19 protein-coding genes and 1 tRNA gene are annotated in these 21294 nt (G+C 67.4%); 6 read left to right on the top strand and 14 right to left on the bottom strand.

Annotated elements, in window-relative coordinates:
- Window positions 1-43: 43 nt before the first annotated feature.
- Both STHE_RS06620 and STHE_RS06615 read right to left on the bottom strand, forming a co-directional pair.
- Window positions 44-268 (bottom strand): hypothetical protein, encoded by a 225-nt coding sequence (locus tag STHE_RS06620; RefSeq protein ID WP_012871796.1) that lies wholly within the window; start codon window positions 266-268, stop codon window positions 44-46.
- Between the two features lie 48 nt (window positions 269-316).
- On the bottom strand, window positions 317-907 hold the full coding sequence (locus tag STHE_RS06615; RefSeq protein WP_012871795.1) for a hypothetical protein: 591 nt from the start codon (window positions 905-907) through the stop codon (window positions 317-319).
- A gap of 153 nt (window positions 908-1060) precedes the next feature.
- Here STHE_RS06615 and dnaN point away from each other — a divergent pair, with 153 nt between their 5' ends.
- On the top strand, window positions 1061-2200 hold the full coding sequence (gene dnaN / locus STHE_RS06610; RefSeq protein WP_012871794.1) for a DNA polymerase III subunit beta: 1140 nt from the start codon (window positions 1061-1063) through the stop codon (window positions 2198-2200).
- A gap of 148 nt (window positions 2201-2348) precedes the next feature.
- On the opposite strand, the gene STHE_RS06605 is transcribed toward dnaN, so the two are convergent.
- Window positions 2349-2999, bottom strand: a complete 651-nt coding sequence (locus STHE_RS06605; RefSeq protein WP_012871793.1) for a hypothetical protein — start codon at window positions 2997-2999, stop codon at window positions 2349-2351.
- A 596-nt stretch (window positions 3000-3595) separates the two neighbouring features.
- Between STHE_RS06605 and recF the strand changes: the two genes are divergently transcribed.
- The 3 genes from recF (at window position 3596) to STHE_RS06590 (ending at window position 5543) form a co-directional block, all read left to right on the top strand.
- Window positions 3596-4834 (top strand): DNA replication/repair protein RecF, encoded by a 1239-nt coding sequence (gene recF, locus STHE_RS06600; protein WP_012871792.1) that lies wholly within the window; start codon window positions 3596-3598, stop codon window positions 4832-4834.
- A 61-nt stretch (window positions 4835-4895) separates the two neighbouring features.
- Window positions 4896-4969: transfer RNA gene (locus tag STHE_RS06595), tRNA-Gln, on the top strand.
- A 160-nt stretch (window positions 4970-5129) separates the two neighbouring features.
- Window positions 5130-5543, top strand: coding sequence for a hypothetical protein (locus STHE_RS06590; protein ID WP_012871791.1), 414 nt, complete (start codon window positions 5130-5132; stop codon window positions 5541-5543).
- A gap of 91 nt (window positions 5544-5634) precedes the next feature.
- Here STHE_RS06590 and STHE_RS17885 read toward each other — a convergent pair whose 3' ends face one another.
- From STHE_RS17885 to STHE_RS19190, 6 genes are all read right to left on the bottom strand, one after another.
- A complete protein-coding gene (locus STHE_RS17885; RefSeq protein ID WP_012871790.1) occupies window positions 5635-6465 on the bottom strand; it encodes a YsnF/AvaK domain-containing protein in 831 nt (276 codons plus the stop codon).
- A gap of 216 nt (window positions 6466-6681) precedes the next feature.
- Window positions 6682-7410: a YsnF/AvaK domain-containing protein gene (locus STHE_RS17880; protein ID WP_169308182.1), complete on the bottom strand. Its 729-nt coding sequence runs from the start codon at window positions 7408-7410 to the stop codon at window positions 6682-6684.
- A gap of 200 nt (window positions 7411-7610) precedes the next feature.
- Window positions 7611-7895, bottom strand: a complete 285-nt coding sequence (locus STHE_RS06575) for a hypothetical protein (RefSeq protein ID WP_012871788.1) — start codon at window positions 7893-7895, stop codon at window positions 7611-7613.
- 80 nt (window positions 7896-7975) lie between these two features.
- Entirely contained in the window at window positions 7976-9667 is a 1692-nt protein-coding gene (locus tag STHE_RS06570; protein WP_012871787.1) for a formate--tetrahydrofolate ligase, read from the bottom strand.
- Window positions 9668-9710: 43 nt separating this feature from the next.
- Entirely contained in the window at window positions 9711-10571 is an 861-nt protein-coding gene (locus STHE_RS06565) for a bifunctional 5,10-methylenetetrahydrofolate dehydrogenase/5,10-methenyltetrahydrofolate cyclohydrolase (RefSeq protein WP_012871786.1), read from the bottom strand.
- Window positions 10555-11289, bottom strand: coding sequence for a cyclodeaminase/cyclohydrolase family protein (locus STHE_RS19190; RefSeq protein ID WP_217155790.1), 735 nt, complete (start codon window positions 11287-11289; stop codon window positions 10555-10557). Before STHE_RS19190 ends, STHE_RS06565 begins: the two co-directional genes overlap by 17 nt.
- A gap of 294 nt (window positions 11290-11583) precedes the next feature.
- On the opposite strand from STHE_RS19190, the gene STHE_RS06555 reads away from it, so the two are divergent.
- Complete coding sequence (locus STHE_RS06555; protein WP_012871784.1) at window positions 11584-12024, top strand: helix-turn-helix domain-containing protein; 441 nt, start codon at window positions 11584-11586, stop codon at window positions 12022-12024.
- 210 nt (window positions 12025-12234) lie between these two features.
- The gene (locus tag STHE_RS06550; RefSeq protein WP_012871783.1) at window positions 12235-15738 is read left to right on the top strand and encodes a DNA polymerase III subunit alpha; all 3504 of its coding nucleotides are present in this window, start codon (window positions 12235-12237) and stop codon (window positions 15736-15738) included.
- A gap of 168 nt (window positions 15739-15906) precedes the next feature.
- Here STHE_RS06550 and polX read toward each other — a convergent pair whose 3' ends face one another.
- From polX to STHE_RS06525, 5 genes are all read right to left on the bottom strand, one after another.
- Window positions 15907-17571: a DNA polymerase/3'-5' exonuclease PolX gene (polX, locus tag STHE_RS06545; protein ID WP_012871782.1), complete on the bottom strand. Its 1665-nt coding sequence runs from the start codon at window positions 17569-17571 to the stop codon at window positions 15907-15909.
- Between the two features lie 4 nt (window positions 17572-17575).
- Window positions 17576-18247, bottom strand: a complete 672-nt coding sequence (locus STHE_RS06540) for a histidinol phosphate phosphatase domain-containing protein (RefSeq protein ID WP_012871781.1) — start codon at window positions 18245-18247, stop codon at window positions 17576-17578.
- Window positions 18248-18621: 374 nt separating this feature from the next.
- Window positions 18622-19824 (bottom strand): Mur ligase middle domain-containing protein, encoded by a 1203-nt coding sequence (locus tag STHE_RS06535; protein WP_012871780.1) that lies wholly within the window; start codon window positions 19822-19824, stop codon window positions 18622-18624.
- Window positions 19821-20507 carry an RdgB/HAM1 family non-canonical purine NTP pyrophosphatase gene (gene rdgB / locus STHE_RS06530; protein ID WP_012871779.1) on the bottom strand — a complete coding sequence of 229 codons (687 nt, stop codon included), beginning with the start codon at window positions 20505-20507 and terminating at the stop codon, window positions 19821-19823. The genes STHE_RS06535 and rdgB overlap by 4 nt, the downstream gene beginning before the upstream one ends.
- Window positions 20504-21289 carry a TatD family hydrolase gene (locus tag STHE_RS06525; protein WP_012871778.1) on the bottom strand — a complete coding sequence of 262 codons (786 nt, stop codon included), beginning with the start codon at window positions 21287-21289 and terminating at the stop codon, window positions 20504-20506. The genes rdgB and STHE_RS06525 overlap by 4 nt, the downstream gene beginning before the upstream one ends.
- Between the last annotated feature and the right edge of the window lie 5 nt (window positions 21290-21294).

Here is a 21294-nt window from a genome sequence, read left to right as displayed (position 1 = left end):
GGGTACCGGGTGGGGAGGAGGGATGGAAGAGGGAGGTTCCGGGCTATTCGAGTTCGCGGATGGTGTCGCAGATGCGGACGTACTCGTCGAGGAGCTGGACCCAGAAATCTTCCCAACGGGTGACGTCCTTGCCATCCTTCAGGGCCTGCTCGATCCGCTGGTAGCCATCCTCCAGCCGGAGCTGGAGCGCGCTGCGCCGCTGCTTCAGATCTTCGAGGTCCGTCACCGCGTCGCGGGCCGTCATGGCTGTCGAGGGTGCTGCTACCATGGTTCTGTGTTCCTCCCTGGCACAGTCGACCGGTCAGGCGAGCGGGGCTTAGCCCGCCCGCCGCTGCTGGAAGCGCTCGATCAGGGCTGATGCATCACGGCGGGACAGTCCGTCGACGCCGCTGCCGAAGGCTTCCATGGCCTCGGCTTCCAGTTCCTCCTCGCTCAGCCCCACCTCGCGGGCGATGGCGTGGAGGAACTTGATCTGCCGCGGTGTGGCCGGACTCGGCGTTGCCGCCTCGCCCCGCTGCTGACGGCGCTCGCGCGTCCGCTCCAGGTCGATGGGGGAGTCGACGATGCGGCTGGCGTCCGCGCCAAACTCAAAGTCCGGGCAGAACTGCGTGCCGTAGCCCAACGCCGCGAGCGCCCGGCCGAGCGCCTTCGTCTCCGCCTTCTCCAGGTAGTCACGGAAGTCGTCAGCGGCCTCGCTGCCCCACCCGGTGGCAGACCCACCGCCCGGGATCGTGACCCGAGCGCGGAAGACGGCCATGTCGCCCTCGTGGCTGACCAGCTCGGTCTCGATCTGCCCATCCGGGTGCTCGGTGCGGAACCAGACGAGGCGCCACTTCACCTCGAGGTAGTCCCCGCCGCCGACCTTGGTGATGTACTTGCTCGGGTCGAACGCGGTCTTCTCGGCCATTGCCATGTCCTCCAATGCGCGGCGGCCATTCCAGAACTTTTGTTCTAAACCATGATACCGGGTCGGTGCCCGGATGTCAAGCAGCGGACGGGGCGAGCGTATGCTATAATGCGTGCGCTACGGGTGGTGTACGGACACAGAAGGGGTGGGCCTGTGCGGCTGTCCTGCCAGCAAGAAGACCTCCAGCGCGCTCTCGGCTACGTCTCGCGCGCGGTCTCTCGCAAGTCGACGCTGCCGGTGCTTGGCAACGTGCTCCTCTCCGCCGAGGGAGGACGCCTGAAGCTCGCTGCCACGAACCTGGAGATCGCGATCACGGCATGGGCCGACGCCACGGTCGAGGAGGAGGGGACCATCACCGTCCGCTCCGATCTGTTGACTGAGTTTGTGGCCAGCCTCCCCAACGATTCGGTGTCGATCGAACTCGACCGCCGCACGCTGTCGGTCGCGGTTTCCTGCGCCCGCTCAAAGGCTCATATCAAGGGAATCGGCGCCGAGGACTTCCCGACCCTTGCGTCCATCGGTGATACCGAGCCCACCGCCCGTATTGATCCCGCGGAATTCCGCGAGGCGATCGGCCAGGTGGCCTTCGCCGCGGCCACCGACGACAGCCGACCCGTGCTGGCCGGCGTGCTCGCTGAGTTCGAGGGCGCGTCGCTCACCCTGGCCGCTGCCGACGGATTCCGACTCTCGGTCCGACGCTGTGACCTGGTCGAGCCGAGTCGAGAGTCGCTCTCGATTGTGGTGCCGGCGCGAGCGCTGCAAGAGCTCGCGCGCATTATCGGTGACCTGGAAGAGCCGATCGACTTGGCGGTCACGCCCAACCGAAGCCAGCTCCTGGTGCGGGCGGGCTCGATCGAGTTCCTCAGCCGGCTGATCGACGGCCACTTCCCTGACGTGCGCCACATCATCCCGCAGACCTACGGCACCCGGATGGTCGTCAGTCGCGACGAGTTCCTGGCCGCGGCGCGACGGGCCAAGCTCTTCGCTCAGTCGAACAACGACGTCGTGCGCATCCAGATGAACCCGGGTGACGGCGAGTTGGATCCGGGCTTTGCGACCATCTCGGCGCAGGCGGCCGAGACGGGCGACAATGAGGACCACCTAGAGGCGCAGGTCGAAGGCCCCCAGGCGCACATCGCGTTCAACGGTCGCTACTTGACAGAAGTACTCTCAGTCATGCGCAGCAACGAGGTCGCGCTGGAGATGACCAGCCCGAACGCGGCCGGGGTCTTCAAGCCTGTGGGGAGCGACGACTTCACCCACGTGATCATGCCCATGGTCATCGGCACCTAATCTGCGCTCGCGAGGGCGTTCCGCGGGAGTGCACTGCCCGGAAGTGGGCGAGGTAGGGGAGATGTCGCATCCGGGCACCCTACAGGTGGCGGCTTGCAGGTGCCCATCCCCACCCTTTGTCCCGACACCTCGTCCCGCGTACCGAGCATCATTCCTTCCAGACCTTCGACGACTCGCGGAATGACCGACGCACCCACTCGCGGAGTTGTCGTCGACGCGGGCCCTCGTCCTTTGGCGTGCTCGCGTATACCACGTGAAGTTCAGGCTCGATCTTGTCCACCACGCGAATGCGCTGCCGCTGTTGGTCGAAATCGGTCTCAAAGAAGAAGGTCGATGTTACTCGCGTCGTCCACTGGCGCTGGATCAGGTCATCGTAGGTGATGGTAAACGTGACTGACCACTGGTCCTTCTCCAGGGCGTCCTGAGGGAGGTCCTCCCAGCGTTTCGGCGGCGCGAAGTCGATCTGCATCTCGTCCATCGCGCCCAGCGAGCCGACCCGCGTCGCGTCGTACTCAACATAGGCCGACTTCGCCGTGCAGCGGATGTCAAAGGCCGGACCCGAGCCGACGTTACGCAGGACACCGTGAACCGTCCCATCAGCACGCCAGGCCAGGTGGTTCAGCGTCAGGACCGGGCGGATGGCGTCGAGACGCTGTGCTGCCATCTCATCGGCCATCCGATTTGTCATCCGCACGTATCGCCAGGTAATCACGGCGAGGACCAGGCTTGCAAACACCTGGCCGAGGCCGACCCATCCCGTCACCTCAAGCGAGCGAAACCAGTGGACGGTCCCGTCCATTGCGTCCGGATCTCCTATCCATCTGTCGAACGTTGCTTTGTTGTGCCTCAGAAACGCGCACCGCTAGTCTACGGGATCACGAGAAGCAGACACACGACCCAAAGGAACACGGTCGAGACGGGTGGCGGTTCCGGGGGTGGGAAATGGGCCGGCCGACGCGCCCAGGGAGAGAGCAACTGGTCCATCCAGCGCCGCTAGACTCGGGTTTGCCGGGTGTGGTAGTGTGTGGCGTTTGAGGGCTGGCTGTGGGGCGGGAGGCAATCGAGTTGTTCTCGTCGCGAGAAGCTCGCATCACTCGTAACAGCTACCCTCCGACGAACGCGGCTCACGCCCAGGTCACGGTACCGTCGGTGCCGCTGTTTCAGGTTGGTCTGCCGGGGAGATAAGGAGTTCCCCGGCCTGCATAGCCGTCTCGGTCCGGCGCGGATCACTGACCTCGATCCGGGCGGGAGCGATGCTCGCTCGCAATAACGGTGCTGCGTAGCGCATCAACGCGGCACCTGACCCGCGCCGTGCCCGCGAGGGTTGCCGACGGAGTGTGCTGGCCGGTCGTGGGCAGGGGTGCGGGAGGACTGGAGACGGCGGCCTGAGGCCGGATGATACTCACCACGCTGCAGCTCGAAGAGTTCCGCTCGTACCGCCGGTTGAGCGTCGACCTCCCGGCGGCCGGCTTGCGCATCTTCGGCCAGAACGCCGGGGGCAAGACTTCCCTGCTGGAAGCAGTCTACCTGCTGGCGACGATGCGCTCGCCGCGCGCCAGTTCCGAGCGTGAGACGATCCACTGGGAGAGTGGCGTCGAGCTCGGCCTGCCGCCCTACGCCCGCGTTGCCGCGAGGATCCGGCACAACCGCCACGAGACCGACGTCGAAGTGGTTCTGACCGTGGACGAGGAGCGCGGCGGCGCGTTGCGGAAGCGGGTAAAGCTGGATGGCCGGCCGCGCCGCGCGATCGACGCCGTCGGTGCGCTCAAGGTGGTGCTCTTCACCCCGGACGACCTGAACCTGATCCTCGGGTCACCCTCCGTGCGGCGCCGCTACCTCGATATCACACTGTCCCAGATCGACAGCACCTACCTCCAGGCGCTAGGGCAGTACGGGCGCCTGCTGGAGCAGCGCAACAGCCTGCTCAAAGAGCTTGGCGGACGCCGTCCGCGGGACGAGCGCGCCATCGAAGATCAGATGGCGTACTGGGACGCCGAGATCGTGACGCGCGGGGCGTACCTGCTTGCCCAACGGTTGCGCTATGTCCACGAGGTCGATCGCGTGGCGGCCGAAGAGTTCCGGGCGCTGGCCCGAACCGAGGACCGGCTCGGTCTGCGCTATTCAACGACGGTCACCCTTCCGGATGCGCTGCGCGAGCGCGTGGTGGAGTCCACCCTGGCGGACGCTCAGGCGTTCGTGGCCCGCGCGCTGGAATCGGACCTCCACCGCCTGCGGCCGGATGAACTGCGGCGCGGGGTGACGCTGGTCGGCCCACACCGGGATGACCTCCACTTCCTCCTCGGTGGACACGAGCTGAGCGCCTACGGCTCCCGCGGGCAACAGCGGCTGGCGGTCGTCGCCACCAAGCTCGCGGAACTCCGTCAAGTCGTGGCCTCCACCGGCGAGCGGCCGGTGCTCCTCCTTGACGATGTCCTCTCAGAGCTGGACCCGGAGCACCAGGAGCGACTTCTGGCGGTACTGGGATCAGCCGGCTGCCAGATCCTGATCACCGCGACCGACCGGGCGCTCCTCGACCAGCCGGCGCTCGCGGCTCTTCCGCTAGTCGAGGCGCGAAACGGCACACTCGTCTGGGTCGAGGGGGAGGAGGCTTCGCAGCCGTCCGAACACGGGTGAAGTTGCGAGAACGGCACCGCACCTGCTATAATCTCCTGTGCCGCGTAGGCGGCGACAACATTGGGGAGTCGTCTAACGGTAGGACAGCTGACTCTGGATCAGCCAGTTGGGGTTCGAATCCCTGCTCCCCAGCCACGATGAATCGCCCCGCTCCAAGACGGAGCGGGGTTTTTGTGGCCTGCGAGGGTGGACTAGGCCCTGGGCGGGATCGTGTGGTCAAGCGTGACCGACCAGTCGCACCTTCAGGACGATTCTCCCGTGTCGAGGATCGGGAGGGTGCCGTAGAGTCCCCCCAATGTCGATCGGTCTCGACGGAGGCGCCGACGGTGCGAACCTGGTCTACGTCTCCGGCGGGGTGCTGGCGATCTACCTGCGTCGCGAGTACGGACCGCTCGTGCTGCCTGACACCTGGTTCGACTGGCGAGCCTTGATGCCGCTCGCGGTGCTGTCCATCGCGGTCGAAGCATTCCTCGTAGTTGCGTTCTGGTTGCCACGCTGGCGGCGAGCCGGGCTTATGGCTGGGATCGCGCTGCACGGGATGATTCCGATCATCTTCATCGGTGGGCCAGGTGTGTCGGGCGTGCTCTGGCTGGTCGTCTTTGGGTTGGCGATGGGGTCGTTGTACGCCGCGTTCTGGGCACAGCCCCAGGGGCGGAGCACCTCCGAGCCGCCCGTGCGTGCGGCTGCAGTGCTCGTCGGCCAGCGGTAGAGGTGCCGTTGGCCAGAGTCATAGAACGAAAGCCCCGCCCCAGATGGGGCAGGGCATGAGGAGAGGATCGCGGCGGAGAGCGGAGGATCCGTTAGTGCGGGTGCTCCTCGTGCGACTCCTCGGCGTCGAGGCTGACATCGCCCTCGCCGCGGATCCGTGGACGCTCCTTGCGGACCTCCTCGGAAATCTCCTCGGTGTCCTGAACCTGACGCTTCCGGACTTCGACCTCGCCAGTGACCACGGTCTCCTTGTCGACCGTGACCTCTTCTTCGTGGATCGGCACGTGGATCTCTTCTTCGCTCAGCTCACCCTGCGTCGCGGGCTTCGAATCGACCGGCCGGTACTCGACATCCACCTCTTCCCGAGTCACCGGTACCTCGCGAGTCTCGCGCTCGGTCACGACCTCGCGCTCGACGTCGACCGCCCCGGCTTCGACCTCGCGCTTCCGCGTACGGAGCTCTTCCTCGCGGATCTCCATCCGCTCCTCGGTTTCGCCCGTTGGGCTGGTGCGGGTTTCGCGGCCGAGCATCTCGCCTGTGTCGCCGGCTCGCGTCTCCCGGCCGAGCATCTCGTCGGTTTGGCTCGCGCGGGTCTCGCGGCCCCGCATCTCGCCGGTGCCGGCCGGGCGGCTCCTCGCGACTGCTTCGGCGTTGTCCCAGCCGCGGGTCTCGATCTCATCCTTGGTGACGTTCAGGAAGACCTTCCCGTCGCCGGCGGTGCTGACCGCCCACAGGGGGATGAAGCGCTCGGTCGTGAAGAGGAAGCCCCGCGAGACGATGATGTACTCGTCGCGTACCTCTTCGAGGTCACCGATCTTGTCGCCTTCGGAGCCAAACACATCCCAGCCCCTCTGTAGCTGGCTAGGCTGGATGTGACCGATGTCGCCCATACCTGGGTCCAGAGTCTCGTCGCCATGTACCATGGTTGACCTCCCCGACCACTCTCCGGCCTCCGATGGGCCACCGCTGACGCCGGAGGCATACGAACTCCGTGTCGTCCGCGCCCGCGCGCGAACCGGTTGCTTCCAGTGTCGCGGGTAGCGCCCACGACACCGCCGCATGATGCAAGCTCTGTGCCAACTATCATCGAATAGGCAAATATGCTCGTGGAGGCTGCGATTTCGGCGGGCGTGCGCGTGTCACGATTGCTCGATCCCGGTCTCCGGCTCGACGAAGCGCTCGTGCACCTGGCCGGTCTGGTTTGGGTCTTCGACGACGACCCGCTCCTGGCGCAGCGTGTCCTGAAAGACCTTGTGCTCGGTGACGCGGAGTCGCCGGATACGTAGTTGCTCTCTGAGGACGAGCCGCCGGCTGACGACGAGTTGCTCTTCGTAGACGGGGATGACCAGTACGTCGTCCTCCATCCACGGGTCGCGACGCTCGTCGACGACCTCGCCCACGGGAACTCGCTGGAGGTCGATCTCCTCGTGGGTCGCATCGAGTTCGATGCTTGCCGGGACCTCTTCGACGACGCGGCGGACCACGACCTCGCCGGCCTCGCGCCACTGCGCGCTGGGCACCAGGCGCTCTTCGCGCAGCTCTATGGTTCGCTCGTCGTCACCGGCCTCAGGTGTCGACGTTTCCTGGTCGGTCCAGTCGTAGGCGCCGTGGCGGCGAAGGATGCGGCGGGCATCGCCGCTGCGCTTGTCGCCCTGGACGGTGACGATGGTCCGGCCGCTCTTGAGTTCTCCCTCGTAGAACTGCGCTTCCTCGTCTGGGATACCCAGTCCGGCCAGCGTGCCGGCGATGGTGCCGGGGGCAACTTCTTCCGATGCCTCGGTCTGCTGGGATGGGCTAGACTGGGCGTCGCTTCCCCGCATGATGCCAACTTCGTCGGTCGCGAAGCCGGCTGCGTACAGGTTTGCCACTGCTCGCTCCGCCTGATCAGGGGCCGTGAATACGCCCACGAGGGCGGGGCGATCGCTGCGTGCCATGTTGGGCTCACTTCCGCTGGTGTGGTGCTGCTCCGGCCGATCGCCGGGCCGTCCGACAGGGGGGTGGGTGCAATGGCGGTGCCACGAGGGGAGAACTGACACGGGTAGGGGGCGGCGGGAGAGGGAAGCCGGGATCAGTATCGGGGACGGCCACCACCGATGCTGCGCCGGTAGCCAAGGACCGTCAGCGCGGCGAGGGCGAATCCGGCGAGGAAGAGGGCCTCGACGTTGGGGTAGCCGACGATGTGGACGACGATCAGGGCGAAGAGGGTCGGGTAGATGAGTAGACCCAGCGCTGCGAAGAGCGCGGCCTCGATCGTGGCGCTGCGCCAGTCGGCGCCGGTGAGGCGGCTGATGAGGAAGGGGATCAAGGTGCCTGCCGGCACCCAGATCAGGAAGGCGCGCGCCGTCTCATCCACTGTGTCGCATCCTCTCCCTCGTCGGTAGAGACTGGCCGGGCGCGCGTGATATGGACTGACGCGCGCCCGGTCGCCGTCGCCTAGAACAGACCCCGGATCGTACCGTCGTCGTCGATGTCGACGTTCAGCCCGCCGGGCTTGCTGCCAAGGCCGGGCATCGTCCGCATCTCGCCGATGATGGGGTAGATGAAACCGGCCCCGGCCGACAGGCGCGCCTCGCGCACCGTCAGCTCGAAGCCCTCAGGCCGCCCGCGTAGGTTCGGGTCGCCGCTGAGGGACAGGTGCGTCTTGGCCATGCACACCGGGAGCTTGTCGTAACCCATGCTGGTAAAGGTGCGCAGCGCCCGGGCAGCCGCGGGCTGGTAGGTGACGGATCCGGCGCCGTAGAGCTCGCGCGCGATGATTTCGATCTTGTCGGTGAGCGGCATGTCCAGCTCGTAGAGCGGGCGGAAGGAGTTGGGTTCTTCCGTCGCACGCAGTACCGCGCGAGCCAGGTCGGCGCCGCCCTCGCCGCCCTCGCTGTGCACCCGGGTGGGCACGGCATCGAACGCCCCGGCCTTCAGCGCCACCTCGCGCACCAGCTCGATCTCCGCCGGGGTGTCGGTCGGGAACTGGTTGATGGCCACCACCACCGGCACGCCGAAGCGGCGCACGTTCTCGATCTGCTTTTCGAGGTTGCCGATTCCCTCACGGAGCGCGTCGAGGTTCTCGGTCACGAGGCCGGGGTCGAGCGGCTTGCCGGCCACGATCTTATAGCGCCCACTGTGCGCCTTCAGGGCGCGGATGGTCGCGACCAGGACTGCGGCATCGGGCTTGAGTCCGCTGACACGGCACTTGATGTCGCAGAACTTCTCGAAGCCGAGGTCGGCGCCGAAGCCCGCCTCGGTGACCACCACGTCGGCGAGCTTGAGACCGATCAGGTCAGCGAGCACCGACGAGTTGCCGTGGGCGATGTTGCCGAAGGGGCCGGCATGGACGATGGCGGGCGTGTGCTCGAGGGTCTGGAGCAGGTTCGGCTTGAGGGCGTCCTTCAGCAGGGCGGCCATGGCGCCAGCCACCCCGATGTCCTCAGCGGTCACCGGCTCCTTCTTCCGGTTGAGCGCGACGACGAGCCGTCCCAGCCGCTCGCGGAGGTCGCGATAGTCGGTCGCCAGGGCCAGGACCGCCATGACCTCTGAAGCCGCCGTGATGTCGAAGCCGGTCTGGCGCGGGATCCCGTTGCCCGACCCGAGGCCGATGACGATGTCTCGCAGGGTCCGGTCGTTCACGTCCATCACGCGCCGCCAAAGGACGGCAGTCTGGTCGATGTCGAGCGGGTTGCCGTGGTAGATGGAGTTGTCGAGGAAGGCCGCGCACAGGTTATGGGCCGCGGTTACGGCGTGGAAGTCCCCGGTCAGGTGGAGGTTGAAGTCCTCCATCGGGATGATCTGGCTGTAGCCGCCGCCGGCCGCGCCACCCTTGATCCCGAACACGGGACCGAGCGACGGCTGCCGGATCGCCACGATCGCGCGAGTGCCGATCTTGCCGAACGCCTGGCCCAGCCCAACGGTGACCGTCGTCTTCCCCTCGCCGAGCGGGGTGGGGGTGATGGCGGTTACCACCACGTATTTGCCGTTCGGCCGATCCTTGAGGCGGTCCCGGATCGACAGGCTGATCTTGGCCTTGTAGGGACCGTACAACTCCAGCTCGTCCGGCTGGATGCCGAGGTCGGCAGCGATCTCGGTGATCGGCTTTGGCGTGACCTGACTCGCGATCTCGATGTCCGTGAGCATGGTACTCCCCTCTATCCCCGGCTCAACGCTCACCGACTGACGACTATCCGGCGCGGCGGCCGCCGAGCGCGGCCCACGCAGCTCGGAGCGTGTTCTGGACGAGGATGGCATTCGTGACGGCGCCGGTTCCACCCGGTACCGGCGTAAGCGCGCCGGCCACCTCTCCCACAGCCGGCTCGACGTCCCCGACCATCCTTCCGTCCACAAAGCTAACGCCAAAGTCAATAACTGTCGCACCCGGCTTGACCATTTCCGGCCGTACCAAACCCGGCCGACCGGCGGCGGCAACCAGGATGTCGGCCTGGCGGGTCATGGCGGGCAGGTCGGGCGTTCGGCTGTGACAGACGGTAACGGTGGCGTCGGCTGCGATCAACATGAGCGCCATCGGGAGGCCGACGACCGGGCTGCGGCCGATGACGACGGCGTGGCTCCCGGCGATCTCGATGCCATAGTGCTCGAGGATGGCCATTCCCCCCTCGGGCGTGCTCGGCGGCAACGCGGGAAGCCCGACGGCGAGGCGGCCCGCACTGTACGGCGTGACGCCGTCCACATCCTTGGCTGGATCGACCAGCTGGGAGGCGATCCCAGCGGGAAGGTGTCGCGGCAGTGGATGGAGGATGATGATCCCGCTCACGGCCGGGTCCGCGTTGAGGCGCTCCACAGCGTCCCGGAGCTCGGACTCGGCCACGTCGCCGGGAAGCGTCACGTCCCGCACCGGGATGCCGACGCGGTCAAAGGTACGGTGGATGGCACGCACGTAGGCGGCAGCGCTGGCGTCGTCTCCGGCCAGCACGGTTGCAAGCTCGGGAGGGTGTCCTGCCTGCGTGACGTATTCGGCCAATTCCTCACGCGCGCGCTCCAATATCGCACGCGCCACCGGTCGCCCCTCAAGCGCGATCGCCACGTGTCCCCTCCTCCATTGGTTTCCCGGACATCTTCGCGCGGGTGAGATCCAGTGCCTGCCTGGCCAGCTCCGGTGCCTCCTGGCGGATCTGGTCGACGGCGGTTCGGAGCTCGTCTGCCCGGGCGGCATCGGTGAGAAGACCGACGTTGACCTCGCTCATCAAGAGTGCGGCCTCAATCGCGCCCTGGGCGAGACCGGCGGCGGCGCCGAGGTCGCTGACGGTGAAGCGCGCTGCGAACGGCACGGTCGCGAGCACGAGGCGCAGGAGCGCGAGGCCGTCCTGAGCCAGGGCGATGGGCGTCTCCGCGGCCAGGGTGAGGCTCCGCTCGAGTGCCTCCTTGGCCGCGCGCTGGGCGTCCGGGGCAGCGTCGGCTGCCGGGCGCGCGGCGCGCTGCGCCGCCAGCAGGTCCGACAGGACGGCGATGTCCTCGTCGGCCGCTGCAAGGAAGCGGGCCTGGAGGTCGACCAGCCTGTCGCGGATCTCTTCCAGTTCAGCGCGGCGGGGCTGCACCGACTTCCGGCGCAGCGAGAGGGTCGCGACCAGCTCGGCCGTGGCGGCGGCCAGTGCCAGGGTCGCTGCGGCGGCGACGCCGCCTCCGGCCGGTTGCTGCGGATCGGCGAGCCGACCGGCGACCTGGGCGAGGGGCTGTTCGGCGACCCGGAGCTGCTGCGGAGCTTCGGGACTCAGGACGACCCTCCTCTCACACGCAGTCCTCATCGACATGCAGATCCCACGCCGTTCCGGATTTCCGAACGGACAGCGCGGGGATCGCCACGAGTATAGCACTCCTCGTCCGTGAGCCTGCCGCAGCCCAATCTTGGTGTCGCATTACTGTCATTAATCTGCCGAGAAGCTGGCTTGGTCAGTCGTATTGTATCCAACCGAACACTGCTCTGTGGATAACCGGGATAACTATTGACAGGCAGACACGTGACCGCTATAGTAGGGTCAGTGTACGGACAGGGTTCGCTCGAGGCATATCTGCTGAGAGCAGACAGAAGGGAGCCAGGCATGGCGGGACAGGCACCGAGCGCGGCGCCCACGTTCGCAGAGCTTCTCAAGCGCTTCCGGGAGGAAGCCCGTACCTCGCAGAGCCGGCTTGCCGAATCGGCGGGGTTCGACCACAGCTACGTGAGCCGACTTGAGAGCGGTAATCGCACGCCGACGCGTGAGGCCGTCGTCAAGCTGGCGGACGCCCTGGGTCTCACGCCTGAGCAGCGCGATACCCTGCTCGCTGCGGCGGGATACATGCCCCAGCGGGTGGAGAGCCTCCTGGCCGATGAGCCGGTCGTGAGCGAGGTGCTGCAACTCCTCCAGCGCCGCGACATCCCGGAGCCGATCCGACAGAACGTCCGGCAGATGCTTCGCTTGATGGTCACCCAGGCGCAGTTGGCTGCAATCGGCTGGCCGTCCGGTCCCGATACCTCCCCCGATGCCATGGCGGCTGACTAACGCCGGCTAACTGCTCCGCGTTCGGGGTCGATATCCGTGCCGGGTGGTTTCGGCCGGTACGGCGTGCCCTTCGGGTCTAGCCAAATCGTCCGACCGTTCGGCCTCCAGCGGCGCTACAATGCCCGGGGACGGTCGATCGCCAAGGGAAGGCCCCCCTGATCAGCGGCCTGAGCAGGAGCGGGGCGATCGTTCGGGAAGGGATAGGCTGTCGTGACCGCGCGTCCGTTCGCGCATTTGCACCTGCACACCGAGTTCTCGCTCCTCGATGGCATGGGGCGCATCAAGGACTACATGGCCCGCGCACGTGAGTTCGGGATGGAGCACATCGCCATCACCGACCACGGCGTGATGTACGGCGTGATCGACTGGTACAAGGCGGCGCGCGCACACGACCTCCACCCGATCCTGGGGATTGAGGCCTACCTCGCACCGGGCAGCATCGAGGACCGGGAAAAGCAGTCGTACCACCTGCTCTTGCTCGCGGAGAACGAGCGGGGCTACCGGAACCTGTTGCGGTTGGCCAGCCGGGCGAGCCTGGAGGGCTTCTACTATAAGCCGCGCGTCGACCTGGACATGCTCAACAGTCTCCGCGACGGCATCATCTGCACTTCGGCCTGTCTCGGTGGGCCGGTCGCCAACAACTTTCTGCAGGGGCGCGACGAGGAAGCCGTGCGTCTGGCCGGCATCCTGAAGGAGATGTTCGGCCCGGATCACTTCTATATTGAAATCCAGGACCACGGAATCGAAGGCCAGCGGCAGACCAACCCGCAACTGATCGAGCTCGCGCGGAAGCTCGACCTGCCGCTGGTGGCAACGAACGACGTCCACTACGTCGACAAGTCCGACGCGCCGCTGCAAGAGCTGCTGGTCTGTATCCAGACCAACACGACGCTCCACGACCCCAAGCGCCTCCGGATGGAGAGTGACCAGCTCTACTTCAAGAGCCCGGAGGAGATGTGGCGGCTCTTCGGTGAGGTGCCCGAGGCGCTGGAGAACACGATCCGCATCGCGGAGCGCTGCAACGTCGACCTCGAGTTCGGCCGGTTGCACCTGCCTGACCCCGGCATTCCCGAGGGTATGACCCCGCACGAGTACCTGTGCCAGCTTTGCTGGGACGGTGTGCGCCGCCGCTACCCCGAAGTGACCGAGGAGGTGCGCCGCCGCCTGGAGTACGAGCTGGACGTCATCCAGGAGACGGGCTTCAGCAGCTACATGCTGATCGTGCGCGACTTCGCGGAGTTCGCGCGGCAGCGTCGCATTTCCTTCGGCGTACGCGGCAGTGCGGCAGCCAGTATCGTCCTCTATACCCTGGGCATCACCGACATCGACCCGCTGGCGAACCGGCTGGTGTTCGAGCGCTTCCTGAACCGGGAGCGCCGCGAGATGCCGGATATCGACATGGACTTCGCCGACAACCGACGCGCGGAGGTCATCGACTACGTCGCCAGCAAATACGGCCACGACCGGGTGGCCCAGATCATCACCTTTGGAACGATGGGCGCGAAGGCGGCGATCCGTGACACCGGCCGGGCCATGGGCTGGGCGTACAACGATGTCGACCGGATCGCGCGGCTGATCCCGTCGACGCTCAATATCACGCTTGACAAGGCCCTGCAGGAGAGCCCGGAGCTGCGCCAGCTCTACGAGACGGATCCGGCGTGCCGCGAGCTGATCGACAACGCCAAGCGACTCGAGGGTATCTCCCGCCATGCCGGTACGCATGCGGCGGGTGTAGTGATCGCAGCCGACCCGCTGGTCGAGCATCTACCTCTGCAGCGCCCGGCACGTGCCGAGGAGGGGGCTCTTCCGACCACCCAGTTCCCGATGGAGACGGTGGCCGAGATCGGCCTGCTGAAGATGGACTTCCTCGGGCTGGCCAACCTCACCATCCTCGGCGAGGCGGTCGAGCTGATCCGCCAGACGACGGGTGTTGAGATCGACCCCAAGAAAATCCCGGACGGCGACGAGAAGACCTATGCCATGCTGTCGCAGGGCGAGACCTTCGGCGTGTTCCAGCTCGAGAGCGCCGGCATGCGTCGCTACATCCGGGAGCTGCGGCCCAGCTCCATCGCCGAGCTGGCGGCCATGGTGGCCCTCTACCGGCCGGGGCCGATGCAGCACATCCCCACCTACTGCCGCGCCAAGCATGGACTGGAGCCGATCCGCTATCCGCACCCGGACCTGGCGGAGATCCTGGACGAGACGTACGGCGTCATCGTCTATCAGGACCAGGTGCTTCTGATCGCTCGCAAGTTCGCCGGGTACACCCTGGGCGAGGCCGACATCATGCGCAAGGCGATGGGGAAGAAGATCCCCGAGGTGATGAAGGCCGAGCGCGAGCGCTTCCTGCGTGGCGCACAGGAGAAGGGGTACAGCGCGGAGGACGCGCAGAACGTCTTCAACCTGATTGAGCCGTTCGCGGGCTATGCCTTCAACAAGGCGCACGCAGTCTGCTACGCGACGATCTCCTATCAGACCTCGTACCTGAAGGCCAACTACCCGGCCGAGTACATGACGGCCGTGCTGCGGGGTGCGCCCAGCCACCCGAGCGGCGCGACGCAGCGCGTGGCGGCGGCGGTGGCGGAGTGCCAGAAGCTCGGCATCCCGGTGCTCCCGCCCGATATCAACAAGAGCGGCGTCGATTTTGAGATCGAGATCCTTGAGGATGGGACTAAGGCAATCCGCTTCGGCCTGGCGATCGTGAAGAACGTCGGCGAGGCTGCCGTGGAGTCCATTGTCGCGGCGCGCAAGTCGCTGCCGGGCGAGCGCTTCGAGAGCTTCGAGCAGTTCTGCGACACGGTTGACTGGACGGTGGTCAACCGTCGGGTGGCTGAGAGCCTGATCAAGTGTGGTGCGCTGGACAGCCTCGGTGACCGCGCTACCTTGCTGGCGGTCCTGGAGCAGGCGATCAGCGCCGCGCAATCGCGGCAGCGTGCGGCCAAGCGCGGACAGATCGACCTCTTCTCCGCAGCGCCTGTGGCCGCCCCCGCCCTGGCACTGGCGATGCCGGACGACGTGCCGGAGATCCCGCGCGCCACGCTCCTCGCCTGGGAGAAGGAACTGCTGGGGCTCTACCTCAGCTCGCACCCCCTGAACGATCTCGTTCCGCTGATCCGGGACGGTGGGTACGTGCGGCTGGCCGAGATCGACGAGGAGACCGTCGGCCAGCAGATCGAAGCGATCGTGATGATCACGGGCATGCGCAAGCTGACCACCAAGACGAACCGGGTGATGGCGATCTGCCAGCTCGAAGATCAGACCGGGGCGATCGAGATGGTGGTCTTCCCGGACCTCTACGAACAGGCGGGCGAGCACCTCGTCGTCGACTCCATCGTGCGGGTCGCTGCACGGGTGGATCAACGCAACGACCGCATCCAGCTCGTCGCCGACCGCGTGGGACCAGTGACCATCGAAGAGCCGAAGCCGGTGGTGGTCCGCGAGGTGCATGTCCGTCTCCCGGACACGGGCAATGTCACCGCCGACGTCGAGACCATGAACCGGGTGCGCGAACTGTTCGACCAGTTCCCGGGCGACGACGGCGTGATCTTGCACGTCCCTGCGCGCGGCCGAACCGTGCTGATGCGGGCATCCCTGAGTATTGACTGGTGCCCCGATGTCGAGCGGGCGCTGGAGGAGATGCTCGGCCCTGGCTGCGCGACAGTCTCCGAGCGCACTGTGATGGTTCCCGCCGAGCCGCGGCGCCTCACCGCGTAGCGCGCGGCCATCCCGGTGGAAGCGTCCCGGCCCGAGGGACGTGCCCTCAGCATGACCGGGTCAACCTTGGGCGGGGGTGAACCCCGCCCGTGGTGTTCATTATCCCGGTGGTAACAGTGCAGTGGTCGGTATGGCCCGATCCTGACGACCGACCCTTCCCCGCGGGCGCTACCGGTTGAGCCAGGCAAGCAGATCCGGCAGCGGGCGGGTGTTCACGACGGACTCGGGACCGATCCAGGCGCGGCGTGCCACGGACACACCGTAGCGGATGTGATCCAGCGACGGGATGTCGTGGGCGTCCGAGTCGATGGCGATGAGAACGCCGGCCTCCTGCGCCATCCGCGCGTGCTCATCGTTCATGTCGAGGCGCGCCGGGTCGGCGTTGATCTCGATCGCGGTGCCGGTCTCCCGCGCCACCCGGAAGACTTCCTCCCAGTCGTACTCCGCGCCCGGTCGTCGCTCGATGATGCGGCCGGTCGGGTGGGCGACAATATCGACGTGGGGATTGCGCAGGACGCCGAGGATGCGCTTCATCAGCTCCTCGCGCGGCTGGCGCAGGCCGGAGTGGAGCGAGGCGACCACCAGGTCGAACTCAGCGAGGATCTCATCAGGGAAGTCCAGGCTCCCGTCGCGCCGGACCTCTACCTCAGAGGCACGGAGCAGCCGCACCTCGGGAACCAGCTCGTTCACCCGCTCGATCTCGCGCCACTGCTCACGCAGCCGGTCGACGTCGAGACCCCGAGCGACGCGCAGGCCGCCCGAGTGGTCGGCGATGCACAGGTACTCGTAGCCGCGATCGCGCGCCGCCTCGGCCAACTGCAGGATCGTGGCTCGCCCGTCGCTCCACTCCGAGTGGAGATGTAGGTCGCCGCGGAGGTCCGATACCTCAATGAGGCGCGGGAGCCGCCCGGCCTGGGCTGCAGCGATCTCCCCACGCGCCTCGCGCAGCTCGGGCGCGATCCAGGGTAAGCCGAGCGCGGCGTAGACCTCGGCCTCCTCGGCGACGTGCGGCAACGTGCCGCCGGCAACGCGCACCAGCTCCGCCACGTGCGCGCGGCTCCCGGTCCAGCGGACCAACTCGGTACCGAAGACAGCCGGCGCTGCCGCCACCACCCGCACCGAGCTGCCGATCTCGAGCGCCGCGACGACGAAGGCGTCGTTGACCTCCTCAATCTGGGTCACGCGCGGGGCCGACTCCAGTGCCGGCGCGATCGCGGCCGGGCTCTCGACCGCGGCGAGGAGGTCGATGTTGCCCACTGTCTCGCACTGGCGCCGCACACTCCCGGCGATCTCAACGGGGACGCCCAGCTCGCGCCGCAAGTGCTCCACCAGCCGCCGGGCGACCGGGTCGGCAGTCCCGATCGACAGGCGGTTGGTGCGGCGGTGGAGGAACGCGATGCCTTCGAGGATCCGCGCCTCGGCGCGCGGGCCGAACCCCTTCAACTGCCGCACCTGACCGGCCCGGGCGGCGGCTTCGAGTTGCACCAGCGTGGTGATGCCCAACTCGCGATAGAGGCGTCCGACGGTCTTCGGGCCGACGCCAGGGATTCCAAGGAGGGTGAGGAGCGTTCCGGGGACCTCGTCCAGCAACTCCTCGGTGGCGCTGTAGCGCCCGGTCTGCACGATCTCGGTAATGGCCGCCGCCAGGCCGGGACCGATCCCCTCGATGGCGGTGAGCTCCTCCCGCGCAATGATGGCTTCGAGCGGCTCAGGTTCCCGCTCCACCGCGTCCGCCGCGCGCCGATAGGCGTTGACGCGGAAGGCGTTCTCCCCCTTGATCTCGAGCAGGTCGGCGAACTGGCGAAGCTGCTCCGCGACCTCACGGTTGTCCACGGCCTCAACCCTCCCGGCGGGCGAGGACCCGCTGCAGCAACTCCTCGGGCCATGTCTGGAGCACGTCGGGCAGGAGGCTCGGCTCGATCCCGGCGCCCAGCGCGACCGAGCGCTGGAAGTCGCTGGTCAGCAGGTCGGATGGGGAGTGCGTGTCGCTGTTGACAATCATCTTCGCGCCGTACCGCTGGGCGAGCCGGGCAACGTGGCCATTGGTGAGGGAATGGCCGCGCCGGGATGTGATTTCCAGGAAGATGTCGCGGGCGGCGGCCTCACGCACGTCCTCCTCGGTGATGTGACCGGGGTGGCCGATCACGTCTACCAGGCCACTGATGATCGCGGCGTGGTTTGAGCCCTCCGGCACTGGCTCGACCGGGGTCTCACCATGCAGCACGACGATCTCGGCACCGGCATCGAGGGCGAAGCGCGCGGCCTCAGGGATGGCTTCCGCCGGCACGTGGGTCAACTCGACCCCGACGACCACAGTGATCGGCCAGTAGCGCTCGATGATCTCGCGGTCTGCCTTCAGTGCCTTGATCAACTCCGGCACGCCGCCGACGCCGACGTGGTCCGTCAGCCCGAGGACCCGGTAGCCGCGCTGGACGGCCCGCCGCGCCTGCTCCATCGGGGACAACTCCCCGTCGCTCCAGAAGGTGTGTGTGTGGAAATCAAAGACCACGCTCTGCTCCTCGTCTTCTCCCGCCGGGTTACGTGCCCATGGGGGATGATACGCCATGCGGGTGGGGAGGTGCGTGGACACTGTACCAACGTGGCGGTCCCGCGTTGCCGGAGCGGGCTGGCTATCGTGCGCCATTGTCCTTATCCGCTGAGACTGTCTCAGCGGACGGCGTTGGGCCCTAGGCGGGTGGTCGGAGGAATCACGCGCTGTGGTGAGCCCGGGGGTTCACACCAGGCACACGCCACCGGCGGAGATCCTCAAGCCCAGCCTCGGATCACCTGGTCGGTAATGGGTTCGCCCCTGTCGTCAGCGCGAGAGGCATCCGGAGCTACTTGACATCACGGCTCGTTGCGGTCGTCGAGAGAGCCGTCGCCTCACTTGTCCAGGCTGGTGACCGCATCGACGGCGTTCTGGACGTCGTCGGTGATGAGCAGGCAGAGATCGCCCTCGCTGAGCATGCGGAAGGCGTGGGCAAAGGCCTGCTGCTCGGTCGGCATCGCGAGCACCAGCGGTGGGATCTCGTTCAGGGCGATGCCGTTCTTGAGTAGCTCCACGATCGGGCGTTCCGTCTCCTCGTGCAGGATGACCACGCCGCCGAGGCGCCCGAGCAGGCGTCCGGCCTCGACGATCTGCTCCTCAGGGAGGTGGGAGAAAAAGCCGGCCACGATGATCGTTCGCCGGTGGGGCTGGTGGCGGATGCCGCGGATGAGGGACTTGAGTGTCCAGACCTGGCGGGAGGTGTCGAGCACGATCGTGGCGCCGCGCTTGTAGAAGATGTTGCAGCTCCCGGGGAGGCGGGCCGGGTCCGGACTGAAGGCGCGCACCGCCTCGCGGATCGCTGCGTCGGGCACGTCGAGTGCGACCGCCAGCGCGACGCTGCACAGGAGGTTCTGCACCTGGAATATCAGGGCGCCGTCGAGCGTAAAGCGGGCTTCTTCGACCCGCACCACAGCCCGCTGGTCGAGCGCGTCCCCGACGACGACGGTGCCGTCGGCCACCCAGACGCCGCACCCACCCTGATCCAGGTGCCGGCGCAGCGCCGGGTTGTCGGGGTGCAGTGCGAAGAGCACGGTGGTGGCGTTCGTCTGGTTGGCGGCCTCGAGCACGGCCAGGTCGTCGGCGTTCAGCACGAGTAAGCCGTCAGGCCGGACGGCGCGCGCGACGATCGCCTGCGCCAGCGCGCCGCTGCTGAACTCGGGGCTGAGCAGGCAGTCCTCGTTGTTGCCGCAGAGCGTGGTGATGCCGGCAAGCGGGTAGATGCCCTCGGGGAGCCCGACGCTGGTTACGAGAGGGGTTTCCAGCTCTTGGAGTGCCACGTCGAGTTCCCCACTGCCGACGGCGGCCAGGACGCGGGACCAGGGGCCGAGCTCGCCCGGCTGGCGGACGCCACGGACGTAGACGCCGGTGCTGCTCCACAAGCCGGTCGAGCGACCGGCGGCGGTGAGCATCGCATCGAGGAGCCAGACCGTGGTCGACTTGCCGCGGGTTCCGGCTACCCCGACGAGCGGGAGCGCTCGCGTGCGCCGCTCGCTCAGGCCGTAGGATCCGCTTGCCTGCCGTCGCTCCACGTCAGTCATGACAACTCCGTTTTCTCTTCGTGCCGACGGGCAATCTCGCCGTCCGATCCCTCGCGGCGCGCGGCCTCCAGGATGGGTAGGAGCCAGGCTGCCGCCGCGCGGAAGGCCCGTCCACGGTGGCTGATGCGGTTCTTCTCGTCGGTAGCCAGCTCGGCCATGGTCCGGTCGGACCCGGCGGGCTGGAAGAGTGGGTCGTAACCGAATCCGCCGCTGCCTCGCGGCTGTTCCAGGATGACCCCTTCAACTGTGCCCTCGGCCACGTGCTCGCGCCCTTCGGGTGTGACGATAGCGACAGCCGAGCGGAACCGCGCCGTCCGCTCCGCGCTCGGGACGGCGCGCAGGCGCTCCAGCAGCAGTGCGTTGTTCGCGGCGTCGTCGGTGGGCTCGCCCGCGTAGCGGGCCGAGCGCACGCCCGGCTCGCCGCCCAAGGCGTCGACCTCGAGGCCCGAGTCGTCAGCGAGCGCGATGTGTCCCGTCTGCTGGACGGCGGCGCGTGCCTTGAGCAGGGCGTTCGCGGCGAATGTCGTGCCGGTCTCCTCGGGGAGCGTGACGCCCGCGTCGGACGCCGTCAAGATGCGAACCCACTCCGGCAGCAAGCGGCGCAGCTCGTCGACCTTGCCGGGGTTGTTTGACGCCAGCACGACGGTGACTTCCTGCCGGCCCGCTCCGCCTGGATGGGTCATGCCGCCCTCCCGTCGATGTCGAGGTTGAAGAGCCGGGCAGCGTTGGCCGTGGTCGCTTCCGCCACCTCCTCCACCGACGTGTCGCGGAGTTCCGCGACGCGCTCCACGATGAAGCGCAGGTAGGACGGCTCATTCCGTTTTCCACGGTGCGGGGAGGGGGTCATGTAAGGTGCATCGGTTTCGAGGACGAGGCGATCCAAGGGCACGGAGCGGACCACCTCATGGAGGTCGGTTGCCTTGCGGAAGGTGACGGCGCCTCCGATGCCGAGGTACATCCCCATCGCGAGACATCGTTCGGCGTACGTGAGGTCGCCGGTGAAGCAGTGCATCACCCCGCGATGCGGGGGGCCGGCCTCCTGCAGGGCGTCCAGGGTGTCCTCGGCGGCGTCCCGCTGATGGACGATGAAGGGGAGGTCCATCTCCCGAGCCAGCGCGATCTGCCGGAGGAATGCACGGCGCTGAACCTCAGCGGGGGCGGTCATCCAGTGGTAGTCCAGCCCGATCTCCCCGATGGCACAGACCGACGGCGACATCGCCGCCTCACGGATGCCGGCCTCGACCTCATCGTTATAGCGGGCCGCCTCGGTCGGGTGAAGCCCGACCGCGACGGCCACGTCCGGCTCGGACTGTGCCAGCCGGAGCGCCGATTCCCAGCGCTCCGGCGCAAAGCCCACCACGAGGATGCGCTCGACTCCGGATGCCCGCGCTCGCGCCAGGACCTGCGCGCGGTCCTCGTCGAACGCCTCCAGATCGAGGTGGCAGTGTGTGTCTACCAGTCGCATCGTCC

The organism is Sphaerobacter thermophilus DSM 20745, assembly GCF_000024985.1.
Taxonomy (GTDB): domain Bacteria; phylum Chloroflexota; class Chloroflexia; order Thermomicrobiales; family Thermomicrobiaceae; genus Sphaerobacter; species Sphaerobacter thermophilus.
Note: the sequence above shows the minus strand (reverse complement) of the source record. Positions and strands in the feature narration are given on the sequence as shown.

Coding starts and splice junctions, on each gene's coding strand:
- STHE_RS19190 (WP_217155790.1), bottom strand. CDS start 11,289: ATGAGGACTGCGTGTGAGAGGAGGGTCGTCCTGAGTCCCGAAGCTCCG.
- recF (WP_012871792.1), top strand. CDS start 3,596: ATGATACTCACCACGCTGCAGCTCGAAGAGTTCCGCTCGTACCGCCGG.
- STHE_RS06525 (WP_012871778.1), bottom strand. CDS start 21,289: ATGCGACTGGTAGACACACACTGCCACCTCGATCTGGAGGCGTTCGAC.
- STHE_RS06590 (WP_012871791.1), top strand. CDS start 5,130: ATGTCGATCGGTCTCGACGGAGGCGCCGACGGTGCGAACCTGGTCTAC.
- STHE_RS17885 (WP_012871790.1), bottom strand. CDS start 6,465: ATGGTACATGGCGACGAGACTCTGGACCCAGGTATGGGCGACATCGGT.
- STHE_RS06535 (WP_012871780.1), bottom strand. CDS start 19,824: ATGACTGACGTGGAGCGACGGCAGGCAAGCGGATCCTACGGCCTGAGC.
- STHE_RS06620 (WP_012871796.1), bottom strand. CDS start 268: ATGGTAGCAGCACCCTCGACAGCCATGACGGCCCGCGACGCGGTGACG.
- STHE_RS06615 (WP_012871795.1), bottom strand. CDS start 907: ATGGCCGAGAAGACCGCGTTCGACCCGAGCAAGTACATCACCAAGGTC.
- STHE_RS06570 (WP_012871787.1), bottom strand. CDS start 9,667: ATGCTCACGGACATCGAGATCGCGAGTCAGGTCACGCCAAAGCCGATC.
- STHE_RS06605 (WP_012871793.1), bottom strand. CDS start 2,999: ATGGACGGGACCGTCCACTGGTTTCGCTCGCTTGAGGTGACGGGATGG.
- STHE_RS06555 (WP_012871784.1), top strand. CDS start 11,584: ATGGCGGGACAGGCACCGAGCGCGGCGCCCACGTTCGCAGAGCTTCTC.
- rdgB (WP_012871779.1), bottom strand. CDS start 20,507: ATGACCCATCCAGGCGGAGCGGGCCGGCAGGAAGTCACCGTCGTGCTG.